The organism is Pseudoalteromonas sp. SG43-4, assembly GCF_014164325.1.
GTDB lineage: Bacteria > Pseudomonadota > Gammaproteobacteria > Enterobacterales > Alteromonadaceae > Pseudoalteromonas > Pseudoalteromonas distincta.
In genome coordinates this window covers 127,456-153,673 of sequence record NZ_JACJFB010000004.1, presented here as the reverse complement: position 1 = coordinate 153,673, position 26,218 = coordinate 127,456, and the positions used below count along the sequence as shown (strand labels likewise).

The 26,218-nt window shown below is 39.1% G+C and carries 26 protein-coding genes; 16 read left to right on the top strand and 10 right to left on the bottom strand.

The window, feature by feature from the left end; genetic code table 11:
• Positions 1 to 27 precede the first annotated feature (27 nt).
• The 6 genes from H5160_RS05825 (at position 28) to yacG (ending at position 6,674) form a co-directional block, all read left to right on the top strand.
• Entirely contained in the window at positions 28 to 1,698 is a 1,671-nt protein-coding gene (locus tag H5160_RS05825; protein WP_182737051.1) for a PglL family O-oligosaccharyltransferase, read from the top strand.
• Positions 1,699 to 1,712: 14 nt separating this feature from the next.
• Positions 1,713 to 2,942, top strand: coding sequence for a type II secretion system F family protein (locus H5160_RS05820; protein WP_182737050.1), 1,230 nt, complete (start codon positions 1,713 to 1,715; stop codon positions 2,940 to 2,942).
• 51 nt (positions 2,943 to 2,993) lie between these two features.
• Positions 2,994 to 3,887 (top strand): A24 family peptidase, encoded by an 894-nt coding sequence (locus tag H5160_RS05815; RefSeq protein WP_182737048.1) that lies wholly within the window; start codon positions 2,994 to 2,996, stop codon positions 3,885 to 3,887.
• Position 3,888: 1 nt separating this feature from the next.
• Positions 3,889 to 4,530, top strand: coding sequence for a dephospho-CoA kinase (gene coaE, locus H5160_RS05810; protein ID WP_182737047.1), 642 nt, complete (start codon positions 3,889 to 3,891; stop codon positions 4,528 to 4,530).
• Positions 4,531 to 4,656: 126 nt separating this feature from the next.
• On the top strand, positions 4,657 to 6,333 hold the full coding sequence (pilB, locus tag H5160_RS05805; protein WP_002957773.1) for a type IV-A pilus assembly ATPase PilB: 1,677 nt from the start codon (positions 4,657 to 4,659) through the stop codon (positions 6,331 to 6,333).
• Positions 6,334 to 6,443: 110 nt separating this feature from the next.
• Positions 6,444 to 6,674 carry a DNA gyrase inhibitor YacG gene (gene yacG / locus H5160_RS05800; protein WP_002957774.1) on the top strand — a complete coding sequence of 77 codons (231 nt, stop codon included), beginning with the start codon at positions 6,444 to 6,446 and terminating at the stop codon, positions 6,672 to 6,674.
• Positions 6,675 to 6,746: 72 nt separating this feature from the next.
• Here yacG and H5160_RS05795 read toward each other — a convergent pair whose 3' ends face one another.
• A complete protein-coding gene (locus H5160_RS05795) occupies positions 6,747 to 7,235 on the bottom strand; it encodes a periplasmic heavy metal sensor (protein WP_182737046.1) in 489 nt (162 codons plus the stop codon).
• A 177-nt stretch (positions 7,236 to 7,412) separates the two neighbouring features.
• Between H5160_RS05795 and H5160_RS05790 the strand changes: the two genes are divergently transcribed.
• From H5160_RS05790 to H5160_RS05780, 3 genes are read left to right on the top strand one after another with little or no spacing between them, the layout of a single operon-like run.
• Positions 7,413 to 8,102, top strand: a complete 690-nt coding sequence (locus H5160_RS05790; protein ID WP_165735455.1) for a response regulator — start codon at positions 7,413 to 7,415, stop codon at positions 8,100 to 8,102.
• Positions 8,080 to 9,495: an ATP-binding protein gene (locus tag H5160_RS05785; RefSeq protein ID WP_182737045.1), complete on the top strand. Its 1,416-nt coding sequence runs from the start codon at positions 8,080 to 8,082 to the stop codon at positions 9,493 to 9,495. Before H5160_RS05790 ends, H5160_RS05785 begins: the two co-directional genes overlap by 23 nt.
• Positions 9,496 to 9,498: 3 nt before the next feature.
• Positions 9,499 to 10,446 (top strand): alpha/beta fold hydrolase, encoded by a 948-nt coding sequence (locus tag H5160_RS05780; RefSeq protein ID WP_182737043.1) that lies wholly within the window; start codon positions 9,499 to 9,501, stop codon positions 10,444 to 10,446.
• Here the strand turns inward: H5160_RS05780 and H5160_RS05775 are convergent.
• Positions 10,409 to 11,272, bottom strand: coding sequence for a cation diffusion facilitator family transporter (locus H5160_RS05775; RefSeq protein ID WP_182194048.1), 864 nt, complete (start codon positions 11,270 to 11,272; stop codon positions 10,409 to 10,411). The two genes, H5160_RS05780 and H5160_RS05775, sit on opposite strands and share 38 nt — an antisense overlap.
• Before the next feature lie 160 nt (positions 11,273 to 11,432).
• Here H5160_RS05775 and trmL point away from each other — a divergent pair, with 160 nt between their 5' ends.
• Positions 11,433 to 11,897, top strand: coding sequence for a tRNA (uridine(34)/cytosine(34)/5-carboxymethylaminomethyluridine(34)-2'-O)-methyltransferase TrmL (gene trmL, locus H5160_RS05770; protein ID WP_002957780.1), 465 nt, complete (start codon positions 11,433 to 11,435; stop codon positions 11,895 to 11,897).
• A 68-nt stretch (positions 11,898 to 11,965) separates the two neighbouring features.
• On the opposite strand, the gene gpsA is transcribed toward trmL, so the two are convergent.
• The 4 genes from gpsA to H5160_RS05750 are packed head-to-tail and all read right to left on the bottom strand — an operon-like array spanning position 11,966 to position 14,217.
• Positions 11,966 to 12,973: an NAD(P)H-dependent glycerol-3-phosphate dehydrogenase gene (gene gpsA / locus H5160_RS05765; RefSeq protein WP_024597561.1), complete on the bottom strand. Its 1,008-nt coding sequence runs from the start codon at positions 12,971 to 12,973 to the stop codon at positions 11,966 to 11,968.
• A gap of 3 nt (positions 12,974 to 12,976) precedes the next feature.
• Positions 12,977 to 13,462 (bottom strand): protein-export chaperone SecB, encoded by a 486-nt coding sequence (gene secB / locus H5160_RS05760; RefSeq protein ID WP_002957782.1) that lies wholly within the window; start codon positions 13,460 to 13,462, stop codon positions 12,977 to 12,979.
• A gap of 34 nt (positions 13,463 to 13,496) precedes the next feature.
• Positions 13,497 to 13,754 carry a glutaredoxin 3 gene (grxC, locus tag H5160_RS05755; protein ID WP_002957783.1) on the bottom strand — a complete coding sequence of 86 codons (258 nt, stop codon included), beginning with the start codon at positions 13,752 to 13,754 and terminating at the stop codon, positions 13,497 to 13,499.
• 31 nt (positions 13,755 to 13,785) lie between these two features.
• The gene (locus H5160_RS05750) at positions 13,786 to 14,217 is read right to left on the bottom strand and encodes a rhodanese-like domain-containing protein (protein ID WP_024604567.1); all 432 of its coding nucleotides are present in this window, start codon (positions 14,215 to 14,217) and stop codon (positions 13,786 to 13,788) included.
• Between the two features lie 605 nt (positions 14,218 to 14,822).
• Between H5160_RS05750 and gpmM the strand changes: the two genes are divergently transcribed.
• Genes gpmM through H5160_RS05730 form a run of 4 tightly spaced genes read left to right on the top strand, consistent with a single transcriptional unit; the run spans position 14,823 to position 19,622 of the window.
• Positions 14,823 to 16,367, top strand: coding sequence for a 2,3-bisphosphoglycerate-independent phosphoglycerate mutase (gene gpmM / locus H5160_RS05745; RefSeq protein ID WP_182737042.1), 1,545 nt, complete (start codon positions 14,823 to 14,825; stop codon positions 16,365 to 16,367).
• A gap of 3 nt (positions 16,368 to 16,370) precedes the next feature.
• Positions 16,371 to 17,510, top strand: a complete 1,140-nt coding sequence (locus H5160_RS05740; protein ID WP_182737040.1) for a murein hydrolase activator EnvC — start codon at positions 16,371 to 16,373, stop codon at positions 17,508 to 17,510.
• Positions 17,511 to 17,544: 34 nt separating this feature from the next.
• On the top strand, positions 17,545 to 18,810 hold the full coding sequence (locus H5160_RS05735) for a S41 family peptidase (protein WP_024597558.1): 1,266 nt from the start codon (positions 17,545 to 17,547) through the stop codon (positions 18,808 to 18,810).
• Positions 18,811 to 18,860: 50 nt separating this feature from the next.
• Positions 18,861 to 19,622, top strand: a complete 762-nt coding sequence (locus H5160_RS05730) for a divergent polysaccharide deacetylase family protein (protein ID WP_182720031.1) — start codon at positions 18,861 to 18,863, stop codon at positions 19,620 to 19,622.
• Between the two features lie 379 nt (positions 19,623 to 20,001).
• On the opposite strand, the gene rpoH is transcribed toward H5160_RS05730, so the two are convergent.
• The 4 genes from rpoH to ftsY all read right to left on the bottom strand — a co-directional run bounded on the left by rpoH (position 20,002) and on the right by ftsY (position 25,042).
• The gene (gene rpoH, locus H5160_RS05725) at positions 20,002 to 20,865 is read right to left on the bottom strand and encodes an RNA polymerase sigma factor RpoH (RefSeq protein ID WP_002957791.1); all 864 of its coding nucleotides are present in this window, start codon (positions 20,863 to 20,865) and stop codon (positions 20,002 to 20,004) included.
• 314 nt (positions 20,866 to 21,179) lie between these two features.
• Positions 21,180 to 22,166, bottom strand: coding sequence for a permease-like cell division protein FtsX (gene ftsX, locus H5160_RS05720; RefSeq protein WP_002957792.1), 987 nt, complete (start codon positions 22,164 to 22,166; stop codon positions 21,180 to 21,182).
• On the bottom strand, positions 22,163 to 22,840 hold the full coding sequence (gene ftsE, locus H5160_RS05715) for a cell division ATP-binding protein FtsE (protein WP_002957793.1): 678 nt from the start codon (positions 22,838 to 22,840) through the stop codon (positions 22,163 to 22,165). The genes ftsX and ftsE overlap by 4 nt, the downstream gene beginning before the upstream one ends.
• 87 nt (positions 22,841 to 22,927) lie before the next feature.
• Positions 22,928 to 25,042 carry a signal recognition particle-docking protein FtsY gene (gene ftsY / locus H5160_RS05710; RefSeq protein ID WP_182737039.1) on the bottom strand — a complete coding sequence of 705 codons (2,115 nt, stop codon included), beginning with the start codon at positions 25,040 to 25,042 and terminating at the stop codon, positions 22,928 to 22,930.
• A 207-nt stretch (positions 25,043 to 25,249) separates the two neighbouring features.
• Between ftsY and rsmD the strand changes: the two genes are divergently transcribed.
• The gene (gene rsmD, locus H5160_RS05705) at positions 25,250 to 25,855 is read left to right on the top strand and encodes a 16S rRNA (guanine(966)-N(2))-methyltransferase RsmD (protein ID WP_182737038.1); all 606 of its coding nucleotides are present in this window, start codon (positions 25,250 to 25,252) and stop codon (positions 25,853 to 25,855) included.
• A 145-nt stretch (positions 25,856 to 26,000) separates the two neighbouring features.
• Complete coding sequence (rpsU, locus tag H5160_RS05700) at positions 26,001 to 26,216, top strand: 30S ribosomal protein S21 (RefSeq protein ID WP_002957797.1); 216 nt, start codon at positions 26,001 to 26,003, stop codon at positions 26,214 to 26,216.
• The last annotated feature ends 2 nt before the right edge of the window (positions 26,217 to 26,218 follow it).

Genomic DNA, 26,218 nt, shown 5'->3' with positions numbered 1-26,218 from the left:
TTGCGCTCTTATTATTTGGTATCAAGTTTGAATAACACCTATAGAACAACATTTATTTTTTTCCCTCTTTTTATTATTAGTATTCTATTTTACATACCAAACATTGGTGGTTCAGGTTACTCTCTGCCGTTTAATGCTTTTACGTTGTTTAGCCTTGGTATTGTAACATTTACCTTAATACACATTGCCTGCTTAAAAAATAAATTCACAATTGATAAATTTTTTATAGCTTCATGTTTTTTTTTACTTGCAATTACAATCCCTTTTTTATGGAGCGATAATGCTCAAGCCTTTAAAGCCATACCCCGCTTTTTTACTATAATCCTAGGTTTAGTTTATTATTTTTCTTTATGCCAATATAATCCTTCAAAAGAGCAAATAACCCTTTTACTTTTTGTTATCTGTATTTCAACGTTCATATCATCTTGCTTTTCTCTATATCAAAATTACCTAATGACCAAGTATAGCTATTTTGCAATAAAAATTGAGTATGGCAGACCTACTGGTATATTTCAGCAAGTAAACGTATTAGCGAGCTATACGTCAACAGGGTTGGCAATAGCACTATATTTATTAAAAGTAGCTAAGAAGAATAATTTCAAGGTATTATTGACGGTCATTGTTTTTGTAAATATTTGGGTTCTTTTCCTTACTCAATCAAGAACCGGCTTGTTGGCAGGCGCAATCATTGCTTTTTATTATTTGTTTACTTATTTAAAAGAGAAAAGCTACAAATCTATTGTTTTATTCACAGCTCTTATTCTATTAGCTCATTTTTTAGCAAAAAACCTTCCATATAGTTCAGGAAATGAATACGTAATAAAAAAAGATGTGATTAGCACACCACAAATTAGATTATATATATATAGTGATAGCTCAGGACTTTTTTTGCAAAAGCCGTTTACTGGCCATGGGTACGGCAGTTTCCATAATGAAATTTTGAAATACTCAGCAACAAAATCAGCTGTTCGAGAAAACATTAATTATGGAAAGAGGATCCCACACCCTCATAATGAACTACTACTTTGGATAGTGGAAGGTGGGATTTTAATAGCTGTAAGCTTTTTAGTGCTATTTAGCTATTTTTTCTACCTTATCTATAATGGTACCAATAATTATAAAGCTTGCTTATTATTGATACTGCTGCCTATTTTTTTACATACACAAACAGAGCACCCTTTTTACCAATCAACATTACATTTCATCGTTTTTATTACTATGCTCTATTCTATCATTCGATTATGTAACATTAAAAATTTAAAAATTAAGCCCAATATTAGCTTAATTAAAATAACTAGTTTAATATTTACAACTTTACTTCTTGTTTTTTCAATAACTGCATTACAGTCAACCATTAAACTTCGTAGGTATATTTATAATGAACCTAATAATCATATTTTACTCTCAGAGGCTTTAAACCCACTCATAGAATATAAGTTTAAAGAAATCCAAATTAACACATTAAAATTAGAAATAGCTATACGTAACAATGATGTAAATAGTATCCAACAATTTATAGATTGGACTGATACATTTTTATTAGCTTTCCCTAGTGACTATGTACATTTTGAAAAAATAAGGGCATTAAAATCCTTAGGTTATAAAAATAAAGCAGAACAAGAAACTAATATTGCAAAAACGTTATATCCTCAAAATAAATCTTGGGATAGCGCTATTTGGACTCCATCGAAATATTAATTTAAGAGTTATTTATGGCAAAAAAACAAAATAAGAAAGGGTCTGACATATTTCAATGGGTTGGAGTTAGTGCCAGAGGGAGAAAGTTAGAAGGTGAATTAAGTGGAGATAGTATTGCACTTGTTAAAGCACAGCTTCGTAAGCAAGGCATTACTCCCTCGAAGGTAAAACGCAAAGCAAAACCTTTATTTGGCTTGCAAAGTGTTCAAAAAATCACACCAAAAGATATTGCACTTATTACTCGCCAAATCGCGACAATGCTTATGGCTGGAGTGCCACTAATACAATCAATCGAAATGATTGGATCAGGCTCTACCAATAAAAGTATTGGTAAATTAATGGAAACAATTGGTGATGAAGTTAAGGCCGGCCAACCCTTATCTTCAGCACTTAGAAAACACCCCCGTTATTTTGACGATTTATATTGTGATTTAGTTGCATCAGGCGAGCAGTCAGGTGCGCTTGATAGAATATTTGATCGTGTCGCTATTTATAAAGAAAAATCAGAAGCTTTAAAATCAAAAATCAAAAAAGCGATGTTTTACCCTATAGCTGTACTTGTTATTGCTCTTATCGTTACTTCTATTTTATTAATATTTGTAGTTCCACAATTTCAAGATATTTTTAATGGCTTCGGCGCTGAACTTCCTGCTTTCACTCTATTTGTAATTGGCATATCTGAATTTATGCAAGAATATTGGTGGATGATGCTGATAGCAGTTGTTGGTGCAGGTTGGCTTTTTAAAGAAGCTAAGCTAAAAAGCTTAAAGCTCAGAGATGCAACCGACCGAGCTATACTTAAACTCCCGGTTATAGGCATGATTTTAAATAAAGCAGCAGTTGCCCGCTATGCACGAACTCTTTCGACCACTTTTGCTGCAGGTGTGCCGCTGGTTGATGCACTTGATTCAGCCGCAGGCGCTTCAGGTAATGCCGTTTACCGTTATGCCATTTTAGATATTAAAGTAGAAGTAAGCTCTGGTAATCAGATGAACTGGGCAATGCGTAACTCAAAAATATTCCCTGATATGGTAATACAAATGGTCGCGATTGGTGAGGAGTCTGGCTCACTAGATGGCATGCTTGCTAAAGTAGCGACTATTTACGAGCAAGAAGTTGATGATGCAGTAGATGGGTTATCAAGCCTGCTTGAGCCACTTATTATGGCTGTACTAGGTGTACTTGTTGGTGGTTTGATTGTTGCAATGTACTTGCCTATTTTCCAACTAGGCGCTGTTGTTTAATTTTTATTTAACTTTTTATCTTAATACGCTATTTAATTATTTGGTCGTTATATGCAAAGTATTATTGAAGTAATCCAAAGCCAGTTGTGGTTTTATTTAACCACTATTGGCTTAATTAGTTTATGTATTGGTAGTTTTTTAAATGTGGTTATTTATCGCTTACCGTTGATGATGCAACGTGAGTGGCAAAGCGAATGCCGCATATTGCTAGATGATGAGCTTACAGCTAATAAATCTAAACAAGCCAATATCAATAAGCCTTTTAACTTAGTAAAACCCAACTCTACCTGCCCTAAATGCAAAACAGCCATTAAGCCTTGGCAGAATATTCCTATTATTAGTTGGTTAATACTTAAAGGTAAATGCGCAAGCTGCAGTAATCCTATTTCGGCCCGTTATCCTGCTGTAGAGCTAATTACTGCCCTATTAAGTTTAATTGTTGCCTATAGCTTTGGTGCGACCGAGCAAGCCCTTTTATATATTTTTGTAACGTGGATATTGGTAGCTCTGACCTTTATTGATATTGACCACATGCTGCTGCCAGATCAACTTACACTTCCGCTAGTATGGCTTGCACTTATTGCTTCTGTAATGGGTTACACAATTACACCAACCGATGCAATTATTGGTGCAGCTTGTGGTTATTTAAGTCTATGGAGCGTGTTTTGGCTATTTAAGTTATTAACCGGTAAAGAAGGCATGGGTTATGGCGACTTTAAACTACTCGCTGTATTTGGGGCATTACTTGGCTGGCAGTCATTACTTACTATTATTCTGCTTTCGAGCATAGTAGGTGCCATTATAGGTATTGCGCTGTTGAGCATACAAGGTAAAGACAAAGCGACCCCTATCCCTTTTGGCCCTTATTTAGCGATAGCAGGCTGGATCACTATGCTTTGGGGCAACCAAATTCAAGGCGCTTATTTTAATTTAATAGGTTATTAAAATGAGTGAGCAAATAACTAAAGTAAACAGCTGGGTATTAGCCTTAACAGGCGGTATTGGCTGTGGTAAAACGGCCATCAGTAACATGTTTGAAGAGCTTGGTATTACAATAGTTGATGCCGATATAATTGCGCGTGAAGTCGTACTCCCAAATAGCAAAGGGCTAAAAGCGATTACAGCACACTTTGGCAAAGATATTTTATTGCCTGATGGCACATTAAATAGAGCAGAATTGCGCGCAAAAATATTCACTAACAACAGTGACAAAGAATGGCTTAATGCGTTGCTACACCCTCTTATTCGCGCAAAAATACTAAACGATTTAAATAGTGCAACTAGCCCTTATGTTGTTTTAGTAGCGCCTTTATTATTTGAAAACAACCTTGATAAATATTGCGACCATACCTTACTTATTGATGTACCAACCTCTGTACAAATAGCGCGTACAGCAAAACGTGACAACACAAGTCGTGAGCAAGTTAAAAGTATTATTGCCTCGCAAATGTCACGTGCCGATAAACAGCAAAAAGCGGATGATATTTTAAATAACGACCGTAGTTTAAACCTAGTGCATATAGAACTTGTTGATCTGCATAAAAAGTACCTACAATATGCATTACACAACAAAACTAACTCACATTAACACTGTCCTAACTCACACAAACTCGTATTTTAGTTAGTAAAATCACAACAATGAATGAAAGGTGATGTAATCCCCTTCTTTTTTCTGATAAATTGCTTACTATTGAAGGAATAAAACAGGTGCGCAATGAATATTAACTCACCGTTATTGAGAAAATTTATAACCCTTGGCCGCATTGATGCCGACACGGTTAAAAACAAACAAAATGAATTTGCCTCAACAGCTGAGCTTATTTCTAAATGTGGAAAAATCGATAGTAAAGATTTAGCTGAACAATGTATCGACTTGTTTCGCGTACCTTATTTTGATTTAAAAGACTTTGATCCTACAAGAATCCCGGCCGACCTCGTAAAAGAAAAACTTATACGTAAACATCACATTTTGCCGCTTGTTCAAAAAGATCGAAAAGTTTATATAGCAGCATCAGACCCAACAGATTACGGCGCATTCGAAAACTTTGAATTTAGTACCGGTCTCTCATGCGAAATTGTTGTTGTTGATTATATTCAACTCGATAACAAAATTGAGCAATTACTAGATGCCACTGGCAGCCTAAATTTAACTGATGACGAGTTTCAGGAATTTGCTGATTTAGATTCAGAAAGCCAAAGAGATACAGCACCACAAGATGACGATAAAGATGATGCGCCTATCATCGTTTACATCAACAAAATTTTAATGGATGCCATTAAAAAAGGCGCCTCTGATTTACACTTTGAACCGTATGAGCACAAGTACCGTATTCGTTTTCGTATTGACGGCATTTTGCATGAAGTGGCAAGCCCACCTAATACATTAGCAACCAAGCTTTCTGCGCGTATTAAGGTTATGTCGCGACTCGATATTGCCGAAAAACGCAAACCACAAGATGGTCGTATAAAACTAAAAATTACTGAACGCAAAAGTATCGACTTTCGTGTAAGTACCATGCCTACCTTGTGGGGTGAAAAAATAGTAATGCGTATCCTTGATTCATCAAGCGCTATGTTAGGCATTGATGTATTAGGCTATGAGCCTGAGCAGAAAAAGCTCTATATGGATGCGCTTGCCCAGCCCCAAGGAATGATACTTGTAACAGGGCCAACGGGTTCTGGTAAAACAGTATCGCTATACACAGGTTTAAATATATTAAACCAGCCAGAGCGTAATATTAGTACTGCGGAAGATCCGGTTGAGATTAACCTTGAAGGTGTAAACCAAGTACAAATTAATATTAAAGCCGATATGACTTTTGCCAACGCATTGCGTGCATTTTTACGTCAAGATCCTGATGTAGTTATGGTAGGTGAAATACGTGACTTAGAAACCGCAGAAATATCAATAAAAGCGGCGCAAACAGGTCACTTGGTTTTATCAACATTGCATACAAACTCAGCGCCGGAAACAATCACTCGTTTATTAAATATGGGTGTACCCGCTTATAACGTAGCAAGTTCGATTAGCTTAATAATAGCCCAGCGTTTAGCACGTCGCTTGTGCCCTAAATGTAAAACGCCAGAACAACTTCCGAGTGAAGAACTGGCTCGCCAAGGATTTAGCGCCGAGCAAATTGAAGAAATGACGTTATATATGCCTAAAGGGTGTGATAGCTGTACTGATGGTTACAAAGGGCGTGTGGGTATTTACGAAGTAATGCAAATTACTCCTGAAATTGCCCAAATTATTATGCGCGGTGGTAACTCGCTTGAAATAGCAGAGGTATCACTTAAAGCCGGTTTTAATAATTTACGTTTATCGGGTTTACGCAAAGCAGCCGATGGCCTTACATCCCTTGGTGAAATAAACCGCGTAACCAATTTTTAAAGTCCCACAGTAAAAGATATAAGGCTCTAAGCGTTAAGCTCAGAGCCTTATAGCTAGAGACTCATATCTAAGTAATGTAATATGCACCAAAAATTTGTAGAGAGTAATTTATGCCTACTGTTGTAAACTGCCCAACCTGTAAAACTAAAGTTGAATGGTCAGAGCAAAGCCCATTTCGCCCTTTTTGCTCAAAGCGCTGCCAACTAATTGATTTAGGTGAATGGTCGTTCGAAAATAATAAAATTTCTGCACCAATTACCTCGGCTGAAGAGTTTAGCCAAGACATGATAGAAGATATTGAGGCAATGATGGCTAAAAATGAAGATGACTTTTTTAAATAATTTATCTTCACAATGCCCTAAATACAAAAACCAGCATTACGCTGGTTTTTTAGTATTTACAAAAAAGTAAAATTAACTTTTTTGTTTACGATGCTTTTTATTCATACGCTTTTGCATTTTAGCAAACTTCTCTTGTTGCTCAGCGTTAAGAACTTGCATTACTTGGTGCTGCGTTTTTAGTTTAATTAAACCAAATTGCTCACCTTTTTCGCGGCGTTCGTTTAACAGCTCTTTAGCTGCATTTTCGTCAAATGTTGCCGCCGAAAGTAATGCATCCATTTTTGCTTTGTGCGCTTCACGCATTGCTTTACGGGCTTCTTTATCGTCGCCGCGTAATGCTTTCATTTGTGTTTTTTGTGCTTCAAAAATAGCTTTTAGCTTAGTTTGCTGTTCATCTGTTAGGCTTAATTTTTCAACGCCGCGATCAGAAAGTAAAAAACGAGCTTGAGAATGGCCTTGCTTATGCCCGTCGCCTTTAGCTAATACGCTACCAGCGCCAAGAGTTGCTGTTGCTAAGCCACAAATAAGTACTAATTTTGATAGTGTGTTTACTTTAGTCATAATCATTACCTTAATATTGAATTGGTTGGTTGAGCGATTGTGGCTGCTAAGCCAGTGAGTTAACTATACCTAACTCAACGCAAAGTAACGCAAAGCAGTGTAAAGGTTGTGTAAAGATTCACCTTTGCACTATTTAGCGGGTAAAATAACGCTATAAACAACTCTAAGGGTTTGTAAATGAAACTATTAATGATTGATGACGATACGGGCCTTTGTGAACTATTAAGTGAATATTTAACTGCCCAAGGCTTTGAAATACAAAGCGTACACGACGGTGAGCAGGGCCTTAAACTAGCACAAGCAAACGACTACGCACTTATACTGCTTGATGTAATGCTACCAACGCTTGATGGTTTTGAAGTACTCAAACAACTTAGGCAAACAAAACTCACCCCTGTAATAATGCTTACTGCAAAAGGTGAAGACTTTGACCGTATTTTTGGTTTAGAGCTAGGCGCTGACGATTATATTCCAAAGCCTTTTAATCATCGTGAATTACTAGCCCGCGTAAAAGCTATAACACGCCGTATAGAGCACATTAATAGCTTAAATGCGGCTACAACGAGTAAGTTACTCGTTAATGGTATTACTGTTAACCTTGCAGCGCGAGAGGCCTCAATAGAAAGCTCTACACTAACCCTTACCGGTACAGAGTACGAAATACTCACGCTATTGTGTAAAAATGCAGGCGAAGTTGTTAGTAAAGAGCAAATTAGCGAAGAAGTGCTAGGCAGGCGCTTAGCTTCTTTTGATCGCTCTATTGATATGCATGTAAGTAATATCCGTAAAAAAATTGCGGAGCATATTCCAGGCGAGCGAATTAAAACAATGCGAGGTACAGGTTATGTCTTTATCCAAGGCGAATAAAAGCACTTACTTTGCTTGGTTAAAGCACCCTGGGCACTACCTATTTTTTAAAATATTTATTTGGTTTTGGTTAACTATAATCGGCACCGTAGCAGCGCTTATATTTTTAAGTAATATTACCGCTATTAATGCGGTATCTAACGAGCCACTTTATGGGCCGATGAAAAAAAACCTGATATATACCGCTAAAAGCATTGAGCGATCTGCTGTTAAACATAAGCGCAGCCTAAGCGAAGTATTAGTTCACCCTCGCCTATCAAAGCGTAAACTTTTATATTTAAGCGCAGCACAATCCGATGACTCACTTAGTAATAAAGAAGTGCCAGAGAGCATCGACTTAAGTTTATTAAACTTTACTCAAAATATGTCACCGCAAATTATTTTTACCGAAAAATATCAAGCCTTCGGCCCTGTTAATATAAAAGTGCCTGAAGGGAGTTTTTATCTTTATGAAATAGATATTAACCATCAACCGCCGCTATTAATGCGCTTTAAGCTTATGCCTAATTGGATGAAAATAGTCATCGCAATTGTTGCTTCTCTTATTTTAAGTTTTGTATTTAGCCGTAACTTAATAGCCCCTATAAATAGCCTTAAAAAAGCAGCTATTAAATTATCGGCGGGTAACCTAAGCGCAAGAGCCGATATTTCTGTAAACCGTAAAGATGAACTCGGAATACTTGGGCGAGATTTTAACAGCATGGCTAATCAGTTAGAGCTTTTAATTAGCTCACAAAAACGCTTATTAGCCGACATATCACATGAATTACGATCGCCTCTTACACGTTTAAAAATGGCTACCGGACTTGCACAAATGCAAGCTAACGACGCTAGCCAATCGTATTTATTACGCATAGAAAAAGAAGCAAACCAGCTCGATAAAATGATTGCAGACGTGCTGCAAGTTTCTCGCTTAGAAGCAAAAAGCCAAGCGCTTTCACTGCAAAAACAATCATTACAAATAATTGTAGATCACGTTATTAACGATGCGCAGTTTGAAGCAAAACAAAATAATAAGCAGCTAAATATAGTGGGCGCTGTAGACGTAAATATTAATTGCGACGAAACACTTATTGCCAGTGCGCTTGAAAACCTACTTCGTAACGCTATTAAATACGCAAACAATACAATTAGCATTACTCTAAAGCACACAGATGCCATTTATATAGAAATATGTGATGATGGCTCTGGTGTGCCCGATGACCAACTGGGCAAGCTTTGTGAGCCCTTTTTTAGGCAATCAGATGCGCGGGATCGCGTAAGTGGTGGTACGGGTTTAGGGCTGGCGATTGCTAAAAATGCTATTACTGCGCATGGTGGCAGTCTAGTATTATCAAATAAAGAACTAGGTGGCTTGTGTGCTAATATAACCTTGCCATTAATAAAAGAGTAAAGCATGTTTTATAGTTCAGAAGCCCAGCTTGAGAGCAATCAAGAGGCCATTAATGTTTTTTATACTTCAAATTTAATTAAAAGCTACTTAGATACGCCATCAGGAAAGCTATTTTACGCATACGCAATCCCTAAAAACGCGACAACCGCAATAGTAGTAAGTACAGGGCGTATTGAAGGCCTAGAAAAATATAAAGAACTACTCTGGGAGCTGTATTGTAATAATTTTGCTGTGTTTATTATGGATCATCAAGGTCAGGGCCGCTCTTACAGGCACCTTAAAAATAAACATAAAGGCTTTGTAAAACATTATAATAACTACAGCAGTGACCTAAATAACTTTGATCAGCAAATAGTTTCAAAACATTGGCAAGGTAAAAAAGTCATGCTAGCTCATTCAATGGGTGGCGCCATTGCTATTGATTATTTAGCAAAATTTGGAAATAGCTATAAAGGCGTGTTTTTGTCTGCTCCTATGTTTGATATTTTTACAAAAGACGTACCAAAAATACCAACGAAGTTTATTGTTAAATTAGCCACTTTACTTGGTTTACACTCTTGCTATGCATTTGGACAAGGCAACTACAACCCGATCCCATTTACCGAAAACGTACTTACTAGCAGCGAGAAGCGTTACACCTACTTTAGGCAAACCTATAAATTAGAACCTAACATACAATTAGGTGGCGTTACGTTTGGCTGGCTAGCAGCTACGATATCGTTTTTAAAGTCTGTTGATAACCTAAACGTACCAATCCCTTTGTTTATAGCAAGTGCAGCTAGCGATACAGTGGTAAACAACGAAGCACAGTACAGTCTTGCAAAAAGGCATGCTCATGCAACGATTGAGAGTTTTGAAGGCGCTAAACACGAGCTACTTTTTGAACGTGACGAAATTCGAAAGCCGCTATTAACTAACTTTTATCAATTTTGTGATTCGGTGACGGCTTAACAAGTACTGACAAAGGGTCGAGGTGGATCAGTATATCTACCTCCGACTCAAAACGTTCTTTGAGCATTGCCTCTACTTCATCAGCCACATTGTGCGCGCGAATCAAACTCAAATGATCATCAAGCTCTAAGTGCATTTGAATAAACTTAACTTTACCGCCTTGGCGAGTACGAATGTCATGCACGCCATGCACATCAGCATGGGCTCTGGCTATGTCAAATATGCTTTGTTTTTCGTCATCCGGGAGCTCTTTATCCATTAAGTGATCGGCACTATCGCGAGCTATATCCCAACTGTTATAAAGTAAGTAACCCGCTACACCTATTGCAAAAATAGGATCTGCATACAACACGCCATAATAAGCTAACAAAATAGCTAACAGCACAGCAGCGTTTAATATTAAATCGCCTTTGTAATGTACTGAGTCGGCTTTTATAGCAATTGAATCGGTATACTTAACCACTTTGTTTTGTACAAATACAATGACGAGCGTACACGCAATAGCAAAAATACTTACCCACACACCTAATAAAGAATGGCTTAACTGTATAGGGTTAAATAATCGCTCAATACCATGAAAAGCAAGTAGGCAACCTGATCCAGCAATAAATGCGGCTTGGCCAAGTCCTGCAAGTGCTTCAGCTTTTCCGTGTCCAAATCTATGGTCATCATCTGCTGGGCGCAGTGCGTAACCCAACACTAAAAAGCTCATAGCGGTGGCAGTAATATCCATTAACGAATCAGTTAACGAGCCAAGCATTGAAGCCGAGCCAGAAGCCAGCCAAGCCCATGTTTTTGCGCCGATCATTAAGCTAACCATGACCATGGTAACAATGCTGGAAGTTTTAACCCAAAATTCGTAGCTACGGTTATGCACGCGTGTATCCATTAATCACTGTATTGAATGTGTTGAGTATATCATTTTTTTAAAAGGTTTCGTGTATACTGCCCTTCGTCAAACTACAGATTATTTTATAAGGCTCATTATGCTGGATATTGTTTTATACCAACCTGAAATACCGCCTAACACAGGTAATATTATTCGCCTATGTGCCAATACTGGCTATGCATTACATTTAATTGAGCCATTAGGTTTTGAATGGGACGATAAACGCGTGAAACGTGCGGGCCTTGATTACCATGAATTTAGCCATGTTCAACGCCATGCCTCTTTTGAGGACTACCTTGAAAAATGCAAACCTAAAAAAGTGTATGCCTGTACAACTAAAGGCAGTCAGTTTCATCATGAAGCAAGTTACGAAGCTGGCGACTGTTTAGTGTTTGGTCCTGAAACACGCGGCCTGCCTGATGAAATGATTCAAGCATTACCAAACGATCAGCGTGTACGTATTCCTATGCAAGCAAATAGTCGTAGTATGAACCTGTCAAATGCAGTCGCCGTGTTTGTTTACGAGTCGTGGCGTCAGTTGGGCTTCCCTAACGCCCAGTAAATATAATCCGTTAGGCAATAAAAAACCGACATAGTGTCGGTTTTTTAGTTAAGGCCTAGCTCAAGCGCTTATTCAGCGCGTTGTTCTCGTCCTAAAAGAGCCATAGCGGCTTCTTTCATGTCTTTATTTTCATAAAGTACTTTATAAATTTGCTCAGTGATTGGCATTTCTACGCCAGCACGCTGCGCTAGTAAATACACTTCTTTAGTGTTTCTAAAGCCTTCAACTACTTGGCCAATAGACTCAATAGCAGCATCAACGCTCTCGCCTTTACCTAACGCCAAACCAAATCGACGATTACGTGATTGGTTATCTGTACAGGTTAGTATTAAATCACCAAGGCCTGCCATTCCCATAAAGGTTTCTGGCTTAGCACCCAAAGCACAGCCTAAACGAGTGAGCTCTGCAAGGCCTCGGGTAATGAGCGCGGTACGCGCATTAGCACCAAAACCTACACCGTCCGAAATACCGGCGCCAATTGCAATTACATTTTTAACCGCACCACCGAGCTGTATACCAATAAAGTCATCATTGTTATACACACGGAATGAGCGACCACAATGAAGTAAATCAGCCAGTTGCTGCGCAAATTCAGGTGACGTAGAAGACACTGAAATAGCTGTAGGTGACCCCATAGCCATTTCTTTTGCAAACGTAGGCCCCGAAAGTACCGCAAGTGGTATGTCATCACCCAATTCTTGCAAAGCAACTTCTTGTAACAAACGTCCAGTATTAGGCTCAAGCCCTTTAGTTGCCCACGCTACTTTAGCACCCTCTTGCAATGCAGGTTTTATTTGCGCAAGCGTGTCGCCAAAAGCATGGCTTGGCACAACAACAAGTACAATAGCACTGCTAGCAACGGCATGTTGTAAGTTAGCTTCAAGAGTAAGAGTATCTGGGAAAGGAGCATCAGGTAAGTAACGTTGATTTTTCCGCTCAGCTGCAAGCGTGGCAACGTCGTCGCTATTTCTTCCCCAAAGTGTCACCTGGTGACCATTTCGGGCTAAACAAATAGCAAGGGCGGTGCCGTAAGACCCCGCCCCTAATACAGTAACAGCTGTAGTTGCTGTACTCATAAGTTATGCGTCTGCTGAAGCCTGGTCAGCTTGCGCAGTACGTTGTTGCATGTATTGTGCAAATAACGCATCAAAATTAACTGGCGCAAGGTTAAGCTGTGGGAAAGTACCACGGTTAACAAGATTTGAAACAGCTTCACGTGCATATGGGAATAACACGTTAGGACAAAATGCACCTAGCATGTGCGCAAGTTGCACTTCTTCAACTTCAGCAATAGTAAAAATACCTGCTTGTTGAATTTCACATAAGAACGCAGTTTCTTCACCAATAGATGCAGTTACAGTTAGCGCTAAAACAACTTCAAATACACCTTCGTCCAACTTGTTTGAGCGTGTATCTAGGTCTAGCTTAACTTCTGGTGTCCATTCTTTTTGAAAGATGGCCGGAGAGTTTGGCGTTTCAAACGATACATCTTTAGTGTAAATGCGTTGAATAGTAAATTGTGCGCCAGCTTCAGCAGCTGCTACGTTTTGATTTTCTTCGTTCATTGTTATTCCTAACTTGTTCGTTATTATAATTAAATTAAGCGTTTAGCTTAGCGTCAAGTTTACCTTGCGCTTCAATAGCCATCATGTCGTCGCAGCCACCGATATGTTCATCATTAATAAAAATTTGCGGTACTGTGCTTGCACCACCTGCTTTGGCAATCATTTCATCGCGTAGCTCAGGCTGCACACCAATATCATAATTTGTGTATTCAACGCCTTTGCTGTTTAAAAGCGAAAGAGCACGCTGACAAAATGGACAATACGCCTTGGTGTATAAAACAACATTACTCATAATAAATCCTCTATCGGCCTAGCTAAACTGATTAGCGACCTGTTGTAGTTGGTAAGCTGGCAGATTGCCACGCACCCATGCCACCTGCTAATAAGTAAACTCGTTCAAAACCAGCTTTACTCATAGCGGCTGCAGTACCTTGGGCAGTCATACCTGTAGTACATACAACTATAATGGGTTTAGTCTTGTACTTTTCAAGGCTTGAAAAGTCAGATTTTTTCGCATTCTCTGGGCTTAAGTGCTCAGCACCAGAAATACGCCCTGCATTAAACTCTTTTTGCGCACGTATATCGATTACTTGACCGTCATCACGGTTAATAAGTAACGTAAGCTGCTGGGGATTTATTTGACGAACAGCTGAAAGCTTACTTTTTATCCAGCCACTAACAATAAGGAAAACAATACCAACCCAAGCAAGGCTTAAAATGGGATGATTTGTAATAAATTCAATATATTGTTCCATTCTACTTCCACTATGAAATTATGTTTTAAACCTAGGGCGTGTTGGCCTTTGTGGATTGAAATTTGTTCAATCTAGGGGCGATTAAATCGCGGCGCGAGATTTGTAACCTAGTGGGCTAAGTAAAAACCGAGCAACAAAGAGGTAATTGTCCCTAGAAAGAACCCAACGGGCAGCGTATGTTTGGTATTTATGCTACGTTATCGCCTATTTATGGGGAGTAACCACACTTCATAGGCTCTGCCTTGCCTAAAAACCAAACATACTGCTGCAAATTCAACCACCAAAGTGCAACACGCCCTAATGTTTTAAGGATTTTGTACTTTAGCCACGCAAGTATACCCAAACCAACCTAAAATGCGAGTTTAGGAGCACTTAGAGGCGTTTAAAAAACGATAAAGCCCCCCCATATATAGTTAACAAGAACTCTGGATAATAAATCTATCTCAAGCAGAGTTCAGGTTAGTCAATGAGGTATAAGTGAAAAAATTTAATATCTTGTTTTCAATGCTGATCCTAGCTTAAAAACACGGTATGCTAAAACCACGCTAATAAACCTTTTTAGGTGCACAGTATCCATCAACAGATACTAATTTTCAGGAGCTATTATGACAGAGCATAAAAAACCACTGGTATTAATGATTTTAGACGGTTGGGGACACCGCGAAGATACGCAAAGTAATGCTATTCTTGCAGCTAACACACCTGTATTAGACAACTTATGGGCCACCCGCCCACACACATTAATATCGGCTTCGGGTTTAGATGTTGGTCTTCCTGATGGTCAAATGGGTAACTCAGAAGTTGGCCATGTAAACTTAGGTGCAGGGCGCATTGTGTATCAAGATTTTACCCGTATCACCAAAGCAATTAACGATGGCGAGTTTGATTCAACCCCAGCCTTAGTTGAAAACATAGACAAAGCAGTAAGTGCTGGTAAAGCGGTTCACATAATGGGTCTTTTAAGCCCAGGTGGTGTGCATAGCCATGAAGATCATATAGTTGCAAGTATCGAACTGGCGGCAAAACGTGGTGCTAAAGAAGTCTATTTCCATGCATTTTTAGACGGCCGTGACACACCTCCACGTAGCGCAAAAGCATCAATTGAACGAATTGAAGCGTTATTTAGTAAACTTAAGTGCGGACGTTTAGCATCACTTATTGGCCGTTACTACGCAATGGACAGAGACAACCGTTGGAACCGTGTAGAAAAAGCTTACAACGTAATGACGCTCGCCGAAGGCGACTTTAATTTTAATAATGGTGTTGAAGCACTTAATGCAGCGTACGAGCGCGACGAAAACGACGAGTTTGTAGCAGCTACGACTATTACGCCAACAGGTGCCACTCCGGCTTCAATAAACGATGGCGACACCGTTATTTTTGCTAACTTTAGAGCAGATAGAGCCCGCGAAATTACCCGCGCTTTTGTTGAGCCTGAATTTGATGGTTTTACTAAAAAAAGAACGCCAGAGCTTAGCGCATTTGTAATGATGACAGAGTATGCAGCCGATATAGACGCACCTGTTGCATTTGGACCTACACCACTAATAAACGTACTTGGTGAATGGTTTGAAAAAAATAATAAAACACAGCTTCGTATTTCAGAAACCGAAAAATACGCACACGTTACATTTTTCTTTAGTGGCGGACGTGAAAGCGAATTTAAAGGTGAAACACGCGAGCTAATTCCTTCGCCGCAAGTAGCAACCTACGACCTACAACCTGAAATGAACTCAGAAATGCTAACCGACAAACTAGTAGAAGCAATTAAAAGCGGTAAATACGATGCTATTATTTGTAACTACCCTAATGGCGATATGGTTGGTCACTCAGGTGTATTTGAAGCCGCTGTTAAAGCTTGTGAAGCTGTAGATAGCTGTATCGGACGTGTTGTTGATGCGCTAGAAGAGTTTGGTGGTGAAGCACTAATTACAGCAGATCATGGTAATGCTGAGCAAATGGCTGATCTCAAAACAGGCCAAGCACATACTGCCCACACTAGCGAACCTGTGCATTTTATTTATGTTGGTCGCGATGCAGAGCCAATGCAAGGTAAAGCCTTAAGTGATGTAGCCCCAACAATGCTTCACTTAATGGGTATGGAGCAACCAAAAGAAATGACTGGTACGCCTATCATGATGTTGAAATAACACATGAACAAACGTATTAACCGGTTAATTAAGTGCGGTTTGATACTAACTTCATTAGTGGCTGCATCTGGAGTTGCTAATGAAGATCGTACTAAAAAAGACTTATCAGAGGTTCAAAATGCACTTGAGCAAAGCCAAGCTGAATATAACGCCCAAAGAAAAAAAATAGCGTCGCTACAAAAAAATCTAAAAAGCCATGAACTCGATATAGCTAAAAATGCTAAAGCACTTAACATGGCAGAGCAATCCGTAAAAGAGACTAAAACACAGCAAAAAGAGTTACAAAGTAAAGCCGATGAGCTTGATAAAAAACACACTCAGTTTCAGAAAATTTTAGCCGCGCAACTCAAAAGTGCCTATATGGCCGGTGGCGACGACTACTCTAAAATGCTGTTGAATCAAGAAGACACAGCCAAGTTTGAGCGCACACTTAGCTATTACAATTACTTAAATAAAGCCCGTATTGAACAAATCGAAGATCTAAAAGATCTTCAACAGCAAATAGTACAAAACCAAGAAGAGCTTGTTAAAACACAAGAAAAACTAGAGCTTTTATTTGATGAACAAAAAAGACGTCAAACTGCATTACTTAATGCACAAAGTGAACGCCAAGCAAATCTTAAAAACTTACAAGCTCAGCTCAACAGCACTAAAAGCTCAATAAATTATTTAAAAGAAAACCAACAAACTTTAGTAACAACGATTAAAGAGCTCGAAAAAGAAAAAACACAAAAAATAGAATTACTTGGCCTAAATAAGAGTAAGGGAAAATTAGACTGGCCGAGCAAAGGCAAGTTAGAGCACACATTCGGCCAACGTAAACATGGTGGTATTGATTGGAAAGGCGTATTAATTGGTGCAAAAGAAGGCACTAATATTAATAGCGTGCACAACGGGCAAGTTGTATTTGCCGATTGGCTAAAAGGTTATGGATGGGTAATTGTTGTAGACCATGGTGAAGGTTTTATGAGCCTATATGGTCACGCTCAAACGCTACTAAGAGATGTAGGGGATATGGTACGTGAAGGCGAAACCCTCGCTTTAGTAGGCCAAAGCGGCGGACAGGCAAGTTCTGGTCTATACTTTGAAATACGCCACAAAGGACGCGCAGTAAATCCTGTAAAATGGTGCAAACGTATTTAATTAGATAAATCGCTGCACCGCCTTGGAGCAGCTGATGACAACTAAAAAACACACAATAAATACCGTTAATAAAAAAAGTGCAGACTTTTATATAAGTCTGTACTTGCTTGTATTACTAACCCTAATTACCTTTACTAGTAATGCACTAGCAAGCTCAATTAAAGATCTTAAAAGACAACAAATAGACGAAATACTCTTCAACATTCATACCTATTACGTTGAAGATCTCACCTTACAAAATAGCCACCATATTAAATATAACAACCAACAGTTTGAGCGTTTATATTCAAAACTCGACTCCTATTCTAAGTACTTAAATGAGTATGAATTAGCCTCATTATTTGATAACACAAATGGTCGTTACACAGGTATTGGTATAGAAGTTAAGAACATAGACGAGAATATGACTATTGTTAACGTGGTTAATAATTCGCCCGCAAAAGCGGCAGGTATTTTACCAGGCGATATTATTGTAAGTGTAAACAACAACGCAGCCCAAAACCGTACTATCGACGAAGTAGCAACACTAATAAGAGACAGTGAATTTTCGAATATAGATATAATTGTAAATCGCGATAACAATAAAAACCCACTCACTTTTCATGTCACACGTCGCCAAATAAACCTCGAAAGTGTAACAAGCGAACTTTTAGATTTTGGAACTGGTTACATAGCTATTAATAACTTCTCTAACCACACATTACATGAAGTTGCACTACAAGTTGCCGCCCTACAAAGCCATTTTGGCTACCCACTTAAAGGCTTAGTAATTGATTTACGTGATAACCCAGGGGGGACATTACAAAGCGCAGTGGCTGTATCAGACCTATTTTTACAAAGTGGCACTATAGTAACGACTAAAGGACGTTTTTACGATGCTAACCAAGCATTTTATGCAAAGCGTGGAGACATTCTAAAAAATGCGCCCATAGTTGTGCTTATAAACGAAAATTCTGCCTCTGCAGCCGAAATACTTGCAGCAGCACTTAAAGATAATAACCGAGCAACCATTGTTGGCAGCCAATCTTTTGGGAAAGGCTCTGTACAATCACTCATTCCACTCGGTGATGGCAATACCGCATTAAAGCTCACCACAGCGAAATACTTCACACCGTTAGGTAAATCGATTGATGGAATAGGAATAACCCCAGATGTGGCGGTTAATCAAACAAACCTTTCACAAAGTAATAAAGCCGTTATAATAAAAAATGAACACACTAACAATAATGCGCAATTACTTACTGGTAATCTAACCGATTTACAGTTGGTTAAAGCCAAACAATTACTCAGCATGCAATAGCTTGTATAAGCTGTATAAATAAAGCTAAAAAGATAATAAAAACTATAAACGTGAAAATAATAAAATGGCTAACATTAGCTATTTGTTTTAGCTCTGCAACAATTAGCGCCAAGCAAATAGCAATAGTGATAGACGATATAGGCTATCATCAACGGGACTTAGAGTTCCTTTCCTTACCTGGGCAATTGTCGTATTCAATTTTGCCCCATACCCCTTATTCGCAAATTTTTGCAACACTTGCCAGTCAATCAAATAAAGAGTTATTGCTTCATGTACCTATGCAAGCACTTAACGGTAAAGAACTAGGGCCTGGTGCGCTTACTTTAAATATGAATAAAGAGCAGCTTCAGCAAACTCTTGGAACAGCTCTCGCTAGTTTACCGCAAGTTAAAGGCGTTAATAACCACATGGGCTCAGCGCTTACGCAAAAAAGCCAAGCTATGAAGTGGACAATGGAAGTACTTAAAAAGCGTCATTTATATTTTTTAGATAGTCGCACAACCGATTTGAGTCAGGCACAAAATGCCGCTAACTTTTTGGGTGTTGCTAATATTAGTCGCCAAGTGTTTTTAGACAACATAACTACACCAGAACAACTGCAGCTAAGGCTTGAAGAGTTAAAACAATTAGCCATTTCCCATAGCTTTGCCATTGCAATTGCTCATCCCTACCCTGAAACCATCGAATTTTTACGCCATGCCTTACCAGAGCTAACTAAGCAAGGTTTTGAACTCGTACCGGTTTCGCAATTAGTTGAACGTAAGTACATTCAGTTAGCGCATGCTGAGAGAAAGGGAGTGAGTGCTAGGTAATATAAGCTTTAAATAATGCTATATCCGAATAATAAACTAATACCAATTCGCTTAATTAAGTGGTCTATTTTGAGGGCGGAAAAACGTGTTGATAGCTAGGCAAAAAATTCACTATTCAGTTGTTCTAAATGAGACTTTTTTAACGCAGGTAGCGACACGTTTAGCCTCGCAAAATGATTAAGTATTATTGCGGATTGGTATAACCATTCGATAATGCAGAGTATCGGTATTACTTGATTAGATATTTTATCGTTGGGTTTCGCTTCACTTGATTAGATATTTTATCGTTGGGTTTCGCTTCGCTCAAACCAACCTACTCAAAAGCAAAAAGCCCCGCATTTTCATGCAGGGCTTTTTAAATTTTGCTGCTTGAGCAATATTAGCTCATAGCGCTTTGTAACTTTTTCATCGCTGTTTTTTCAAGCTGACGAACACGCTCAGCAGATACACTGTACTTTTGTGCAAGCTCCTGAAGGGTTGCTTTATCATCAGACAACCAACGCGCGCTAACAATATCTTGTGAACGTTCATCTAGTGTTTTAAGTGCGCTAAATAAACGGGTATGCGCTTGCTCTTTCCACTGCTCTTGTTCAACGTCGTCAGCTAAGTCAGCTGCGCCATCTGTTAAATACTGTACTGGAGAGTATGTACTTGTTGGTGCATCGTCGTTATCGTCACCAGTTAGGTCAAAGCCCATGTCTTGGCCGCTCATGCGCGATTCCATTTCACGTACTTCTTTTTCACTCACACCTAGCTCGCTAGCAACAGTGCTAACCTCAGCTTGGTTGAACCAGCCTAAACGCTTTTTGTTTTTACGAAGATTAAAAAACAATTTACGTTGCGCTTTAGTGGTTGCAACTTTAACTATGCGCCAGTTTTTAAGAACAAACTCGTGAATTTCGGCTTTAATCCAATGCACTGCAAACGACACTAAACGTACACCCACTGTAGGGTCAAAACGTTTAACCGCTTTCATCAGGCCTATATTACCTTCTTGTATAAGGTCAGCTTGTGGTAAGCCGTATCCCGAGTAGCTTTTAGCAATATGTGCTACAAAGCGTAAATGCGACATAATGAGTTGCTTGGCAGCACTAAGATCGCCTTCTTCCTGAAGTCTTTTAGCAAGTTCTTGCTCTTGTTCAACTTTAAGCATAGGAATAGTGCTTACCGCTTGAAGGTAACCGTCCATGCTTGCGCTTTGTTGTCCGACTGTAAGTGCCATTGCGTATAAATCTTTACTCATTTTTCACCTCGGTGATAAACATTTGAAACTATCTTAGCACTCTTTCTCTAAGAGTGCTAACCCCAATTTAAAACTTTTTAAAAGTATAAATCAAGCAGTTTTTAGTATGTGTTTAGTCTACTACAAGCGACTGAATAAGTGATGAATTGAGGGATTGCAGCCAATTAACCTAACCGCATCACCTTATTTACAACTCATTACTTTATGGGAGGATAGTACACAAATATGACAGTTTTAATAACGGGAGGTACAACCCAGTCCGATACGTTACGCATTTCAAGCTGGGTTGGTTCACTTATAGTTTGCAGGGTTTATTATACTTTATCGGGTTCTATTTCTTTAATATATCGATTTACAGAAAGGTACGAGCCTACAAATCCTAAGCTTGTTGCAAGTAACACTAAAAAGCCGAGTTCATTAAGCGATAATCCTATTAACGAAAAGCTTGTTTGATACACCCCCGCCACACTGCTCACAGCGCTTGAAAGCCACCACATCATCAGACCTACGCATATAAAGGCAAACAAACCACCTATTACACCATACCAAATACCGGTCCACAAAAATGGGGCATGTATAAAGGTGTTCGTTGCGCCTACTAGCTTCATTACTTGTATTTCTTCTTTTTTATCCATGATCGACAAACGAATGGTGTTACCAATAATAAGTGTCACTGAGGTAAGTAGTAATAATGCGATAGTTATTACACTTTCTTTGAGTAAATCTAGTAATGCATTTAAACGCTCTAACCAGGCTATATCGAGCTTACCAAAATCAACTTCACGTTCACTTTCTAATTTAGTTAGCAGTACTTTAGCGGCATTTGGGTGTCTGTGACGTTTTGTTGGAGTAACGAGTACCACATCCGGTAATGGATTTTTATCTAAATACTCCAAAGCTTGCCCAAAGCCAGATACATCTTTAAATTCAGTTAATGCCTGTTGTTTTGAAATAAACTCAACACTTTCCACTTCTGGGTAAAGTGCTAAACGCTTTACTAATGTTTGCGTTTCTTGCTCGTTCATACTTTCTTTTACGAACAACGATATTTCACTCGCCTCTTCAAAGCCACTACTCACTTGCTGTACGTTTTTAACGACTAAGTAAAGTGTTGCAGGTAACGTTAGACTCAAACCAAGTACAGCGATAGTCATCATAGACGCAAGCGGCGTGCGCCACATTTCACCTAAGCTATGCACACCTTGGCGAAAAATATTAATAATAAAAAAGTAACCGCCAGCTAATACTGATTTTTTTTGCTTGTCGTTACTATTTTGGCGACCTTTAAAAAGTAAACTCATAGTGCCCCCTCAGCAAGCGGGTCTTGAAGCATACGGCCATCTTTTAAGGTTAAGCTACGATACTTCATACGTGCAACCAAACCCAAATCATGCGTTGCGATAAGAACAGTGGTACCGTGTTTATTAAAGTCTTCAAACAACTTTAGTATTTCCATTGAAAGCTCTGGGTCAAGATTACCTGTTGGTTCATCAGCTAGTAAAATTGGTGGGGAGTTTACAATAGCTCTGGCAATACCAACTCGTTGCTGTTCGCCTCCAGAGAGCATTGAAGGATGACATTTCACTTTGTCAATTAGGCCTACCTTGTCAAGCGCGCCATGGACCCGTTTAGCTATTTGCTTATGGTGAGTCCCCTCAATAATGAGAGGTAATGCCACGTTATCAAAAATAGTGTAGCGCTCTAATAACCTATGGTTTTGAAAAATAATACCTATATCACGACGAGCATAAGGAATTTGACGCGAGTTTACTTTGTTTAAATCAACACCGTTGATAAATACACTACCTGCTGAAGGACGTTCCATTAAGCTAATTAACTTAAGCAACGTACTTTTACCCGCACCACTGTGGCCAGTTAAAAAGGCAAGTTCACCCGGTTTAATATGAAAATTAACTTTTTCGAGGGCGCGGTGCCCTCCAGGATAGGTCTTACTTACTTGCTGAAAATTTATCATCTTTTTATTATGCCAACTCCATTAACACATTAATGAAATTAGTATTCCTCGCAATTAAAAAGGGAGCTAGCTCCCTTTTTTGGTAAATTAAACGTCGTCCTCATCTTGGCTAAATAACGCATCAATAAAATCATCGCTTTTAAAAGCGCGTAAATCATCAATACCTTCACCAACACCAATGTAACGAATTGGAATATTAAACTTATCTGCAACCGCAAAAATAACACCACCCTTTGCAGTTCCATCAAGTTTTGAAAGCGTAATACCAGTTAAACCAACACATTGATTAAACAGGTTTACTTGGCTAATTGCATTTTGCCCTGTGCCTGCATCGATAGTTAGCATCACTTCGTGCGGCGCATCAGGATCAATCTTTTTCATTACACGAGCTATCTTTTCAAGCTCTTGCATTAAATTATCTTTATTTTGCAAGCGCCCAGCTGTATCAGCAATTAACACATCTATATTACGTGCTTTGGCCGCTTGGAATGCATCAAACACAACTGATGCACTATCTGCACCTGTATGCTGTGCAATAACGGGAATGCTGTTACGTTCTCCCCAAACCTGAAGCTGCTCAACAGCTGCCGCTCTAAACGTATCACCAGCAGCCAGCATAACCGACTTACCTTCGTTTTGAAATTGCTTAGCCATTTTACCAATAGTCGTTGTTTTACCAACACCATTTACACCTACCATTAAAATAACAAACGGCTTTTTATCTTCGCTTATGACTAAAGGCTGTTCTGCCGTTTTAAGCATCGCAGCCATTTCTTGTTTCATTAACTCATAAAGCGCATCACCATCTTTTAACTGTTTACGGTTCGCTGCATCAGTTAAACGATCAATCAACTTCATGGTAGTATCAACGCCTAAATCGGCGGTGAGTAATTGAGTTTCAAGATCTTCAAATAATTCGTCGTCTATTTTTTTTCCACTAAAAATAGACGCAAAACCAGAACCTATATTGACGCGAGTCTTTAACAAGCCTTTTTTAAGACGAGAGAAAAACCCTTCTTTTTTTGGCTTTTCGGCTTTTTTAGCTTCTTCAATTGCAAGTTCTGCTGTGATACGTTCTTGTTCTAAACGCTCATTTTCTGCTTCTTCAGCTGCAATACGTTCTTGCTCTAAACGCTCATTTTCTGCTTTTTCAGCCGCAAGGCGTTCTTGCTCTAAGCGTTCATTCTCTGCTTTTTCAGCAGCAAGGCGTTCTTGTTCTAAACGCTCGTTTTCTGCTTTTTCAGCAGCAAGGCGTTCTTGCTCTAAGCGTTCATTCTCTGCTTTTTCAGCTGCAATACGTTCTTGCTCTAAACGCTCGTTTTCTGCTTTTTCAGCTGCAAGGCGTTCTTGCTCTAAGCGTTCATTCTCTGCTTTTTCAGCTGTAAGGCGTTCTTGCTCTAAGCGTTCATTCTCTGCTTTTTCAGCTGCAAGGCGTTCTTGCTCTAAACGCTCATTCTCTGCTTTTTCAGCTGCAATACGTACTTGCTCTAAGCGTTCATTCTCTGCTTTTTCAGCCGCAATGCGTTCTTGCTCTAAAAGCATCTGCGCTTCTTGTTCTGCTAAGCGCTTCGCTTGCTCTTGCCTTTGAGCTTCAGCATCCGCTTGTTCTTTTGCTAATAACTCAGCATTCGCTTGCTCTATTGCAAGCTTTTCGGCTTTGATTGCCTCATCTTGTTTTTCAAGGCGTATTTGCTCTAGTCGCTCAGCCTCTACTTTTTCTGCCGCTAATCGTTCTTGCTCTAAGCGCATCTCTTTTTCTTGATCGGCTAAACGGTGCGCATGTTCTTGTCTTTGCGCCTCGGCATCTGCTTGCTGTTTTGCAAGCAATTCAGAATTGGCCTGCTCAATGGCAATCTTTTCCGCGTTTTCAGCACGCTGGCGTTCTTGTTCTAAACGCTCTGTTTCAGCCTCTGCTTTTAACCGTTCAGCTTCAGCTTGCTCTTGCGCTAGTTTTTCTTGCTCTAAACGTGTTGCTTCAATTTTTTCAGCAGCGATACGCTCTTGCTCTAAGCGCTCTGTTTCAGCCTCAGCTTTTAAACGATCAGTTTCAGCTTCTTGCTGCGCTAGTTTTTCTTGCTCTAGCTTCTGCGCCTCTTCTTGCGCTAATACTTGTTGTTTATCAGCTGCTGCTTTTTGCTCTGCTTCTTTTTTATCTGACTTGCCAAAACCGAGCCACGACATGAATTTACTTTTTTTTGTCATACTTGCTAATAACCACTTATAAAAATCTGATAAACTAAAATTTGAAATAGCTTGGGAATGCCCAGCAATAGTTGCTAATAAATACAACCATTCAAAACGTAAGTGTTCAATAGTAACACTTTTAATGCGGTTGAAAAATGAAGCTACACGTAATCGCCCATAATATTATCTGAGCTAGATACCATATACCATTTTTTAGTGAGCTAAATGAGAAAAAAAACAACGCAAAATAAAGCTACTAACAAGCCAAGTGATGGCTTTATTAGAGTAATTAGTGGTCAATTTCGAGGCCGTAAACTCCCTGTTAAAAACGTAGAAGGCTTGAGACCTACTACCGATCGAATTAAAGAAACTGTATTTAATTGGCTAATGCAAGATACGCGTGACGCAAATGTACTTGATTGTTTTGCAGGTTCTGGTGGATTGGGATTTGAAGCACTATCACGATATGCTAAAAGCGCTACATTTATCGAGCTCGACTCATTAGCTGCTAAGCAATTAGAACAAAATATTAACACTTTAAAGCTCGACAACGCATACGTTAAACATACTAATTCGCTCTCCTTTTTAGAGCAAAAAAACACAAACGAAGCTTTTAATCTTGTATTTGTTGACCCACCATTTCGTAAAGATTTAGCGCAAACAACCTGCGATTTATTAGAAAAAAACCAATGGTTAAGCAACGACGCATTAATTTATGTTGAAGTAGAGGCAGAGCTAGCCGCCTTAGAAACGCCAACCAACTGGTTGTTAATTAAAGAAAAAAAGGCAGGACAAGTACTTTGCCAACTGTACCAGCGACAAGCAAATTAATACTGTTTAACGTAATGCGTTTCTGTTAATATTGTCCTTTACATGTGGTGTTGCTTCGGATTACAATACCGCACCATTTTTGAACCACTTGATCAATGTTTGATCAACTTGAGCAACGCTCATAATTTAGGTAGGTGAATTTTTAATGCCAGTAATTAAAGTAAGAGAGAACGAACCGTTTGACGTAGCACTTCGTCGCTTCAAGCGTTCATGTGAAAAAGCAGGAATCCTTTCAGAAGTTCGTCGTCGCGAGCACTATGAAAAACCAACAGCTGAGCGTAAGCGTAAAAAAGCTGCTGCAGTTAAACGTCACATGAAAAAACTTTCTCGTGATAACGCTCGTCGCGTTAAATTATACTAATA

What these genes read in the sequence shown, in the direction of transcription:
- H5160_RS05820 (WP_182737050.1), top strand. Translation starts at nt 1,713, where the DNA reads ATGGCAAAAAAACAAAATAAGAAAGGGTCTGACATATTTCAATGGGTT.
- H5160_RS05815 (WP_182737048.1), top strand. Translation starts at nt 2,994, where the DNA reads ATGCAAAGTATTATTGAAGTAATCCAAAGCCAGTTGTGGTTTTATTTA.
- coaE (WP_182737047.1), top strand. Translation starts at nt 3,889, where the DNA reads ATGAGTGAGCAAATAACTAAAGTAAACAGCTGGGTATTAGCCTTAACA.
- pilB (WP_002957773.1), top strand. Translation starts at nt 4,657, where the DNA reads ATGAATATTAACTCACCGTTATTGAGAAAATTTATAACCCTTGGCCGC.
- yacG (WP_002957774.1), top strand. Translation starts at nt 6,444, where the DNA reads ATGCCTACTGTTGTAAACTGCCCAACCTGTAAAACTAAAGTTGAATGG.
- H5160_RS05795 (WP_182737046.1), bottom strand. Translation starts at nt 7,235, where the DNA reads ATGACTAAAGTAAACACACTATCAAAATTAGTACTTATTTGTGGCTTA.
- H5160_RS05790 (WP_165735455.1), top strand. Translation starts at nt 7,413, where the DNA reads ATGAAACTATTAATGATTGATGACGATACGGGCCTTTGTGAACTATTA.
- H5160_RS05785 (WP_182737045.1), top strand. Translation starts at nt 8,080, where the DNA reads ATGTCTTTATCCAAGGCGAATAAAAGCACTTACTTTGCTTGGTTAAAG.
- H5160_RS05780 (WP_182737043.1), top strand. Translation starts at nt 9,499, where the DNA reads ATGTTTTATAGTTCAGAAGCCCAGCTTGAGAGCAATCAAGAGGCCATT.
- H5160_RS05775 (WP_182194048.1), bottom strand. Translation starts at nt 11,272, where the DNA reads ATGGTCATGGTTAGCTTAATGATCGGCGCAAAAACATGGGCTTGGCTG.
- trmL (WP_002957780.1), top strand. Translation starts at nt 11,433, where the DNA reads ATGCTGGATATTGTTTTATACCAACCTGAAATACCGCCTAACACAGGT.
- gpsA (WP_024597561.1), bottom strand. Translation starts at nt 12,973, where the DNA reads ATGAGTACAGCAACTACAGCTGTTACTGTATTAGGGGCGGGGTCTTAC.
- secB (WP_002957782.1), bottom strand. Translation starts at nt 13,462, where the DNA reads ATGAACGAAGAAAATCAAAACGTAGCAGCTGCTGAAGCTGGCGCACAA.
- grxC (WP_002957783.1), bottom strand. Translation starts at nt 13,754, where the DNA reads ATGAGTAATGTTGTTTTATACACCAAGGCGTATTGTCCATTTTGTCAG.
- H5160_RS05750 (WP_024604567.1), bottom strand. Translation starts at nt 14,217, where the DNA reads ATGGAACAATATATTGAATTTATTACAAATCATCCCATTTTAAGCCTT.
- gpmM (WP_182737042.1), top strand. Translation starts at nt 14,823, where the DNA reads ATGACAGAGCATAAAAAACCACTGGTATTAATGATTTTAGACGGTTGG.
- H5160_RS05740 (WP_182737040.1), top strand. Translation starts at nt 16,371, where the DNA reads ATGAACAAACGTATTAACCGGTTAATTAAGTGCGGTTTGATACTAACT.
- H5160_RS05735 (WP_024597558.1), top strand. Translation starts at nt 17,545, where the DNA reads ATGACAACTAAAAAACACACAATAAATACCGTTAATAAAAAAAGTGCA.
- rpoH (WP_002957791.1), bottom strand. Translation starts at nt 20,865, where the DNA reads ATGAGTAAAGATTTATACGCAATGGCACTTACAGTCGGACAACAAAGC.
- ftsX (WP_002957792.1), bottom strand. Translation starts at nt 22,166, where the DNA reads ATGAGTTTACTTTTTAAAGGTCGCCAAAATAGTAACGACAAGCAAAAA.
- ftsE (WP_002957793.1), bottom strand. Translation starts at nt 22,840, where the DNA reads ATGATAAATTTTCAGCAAGTAAGTAAGACCTATCCTGGAGGGCACCGC.
- ftsY (WP_182737039.1), bottom strand. Translation starts at nt 25,042, where the DNA reads ATGACAAAAAAAAGTAAATTCATGTCGTGGCTCGGTTTTGGCAAGTCA.
- rsmD (WP_182737038.1), top strand. Translation starts at nt 25,250, where the DNA reads ATGAGAAAAAAAACAACGCAAAATAAAGCTACTAACAAGCCAAGTGAT.
- rpsU (WP_002957797.1), top strand. Translation starts at nt 26,001, where the DNA reads ATGCCAGTAATTAAAGTAAGAGAGAACGAACCGTTTGACGTAGCACTT.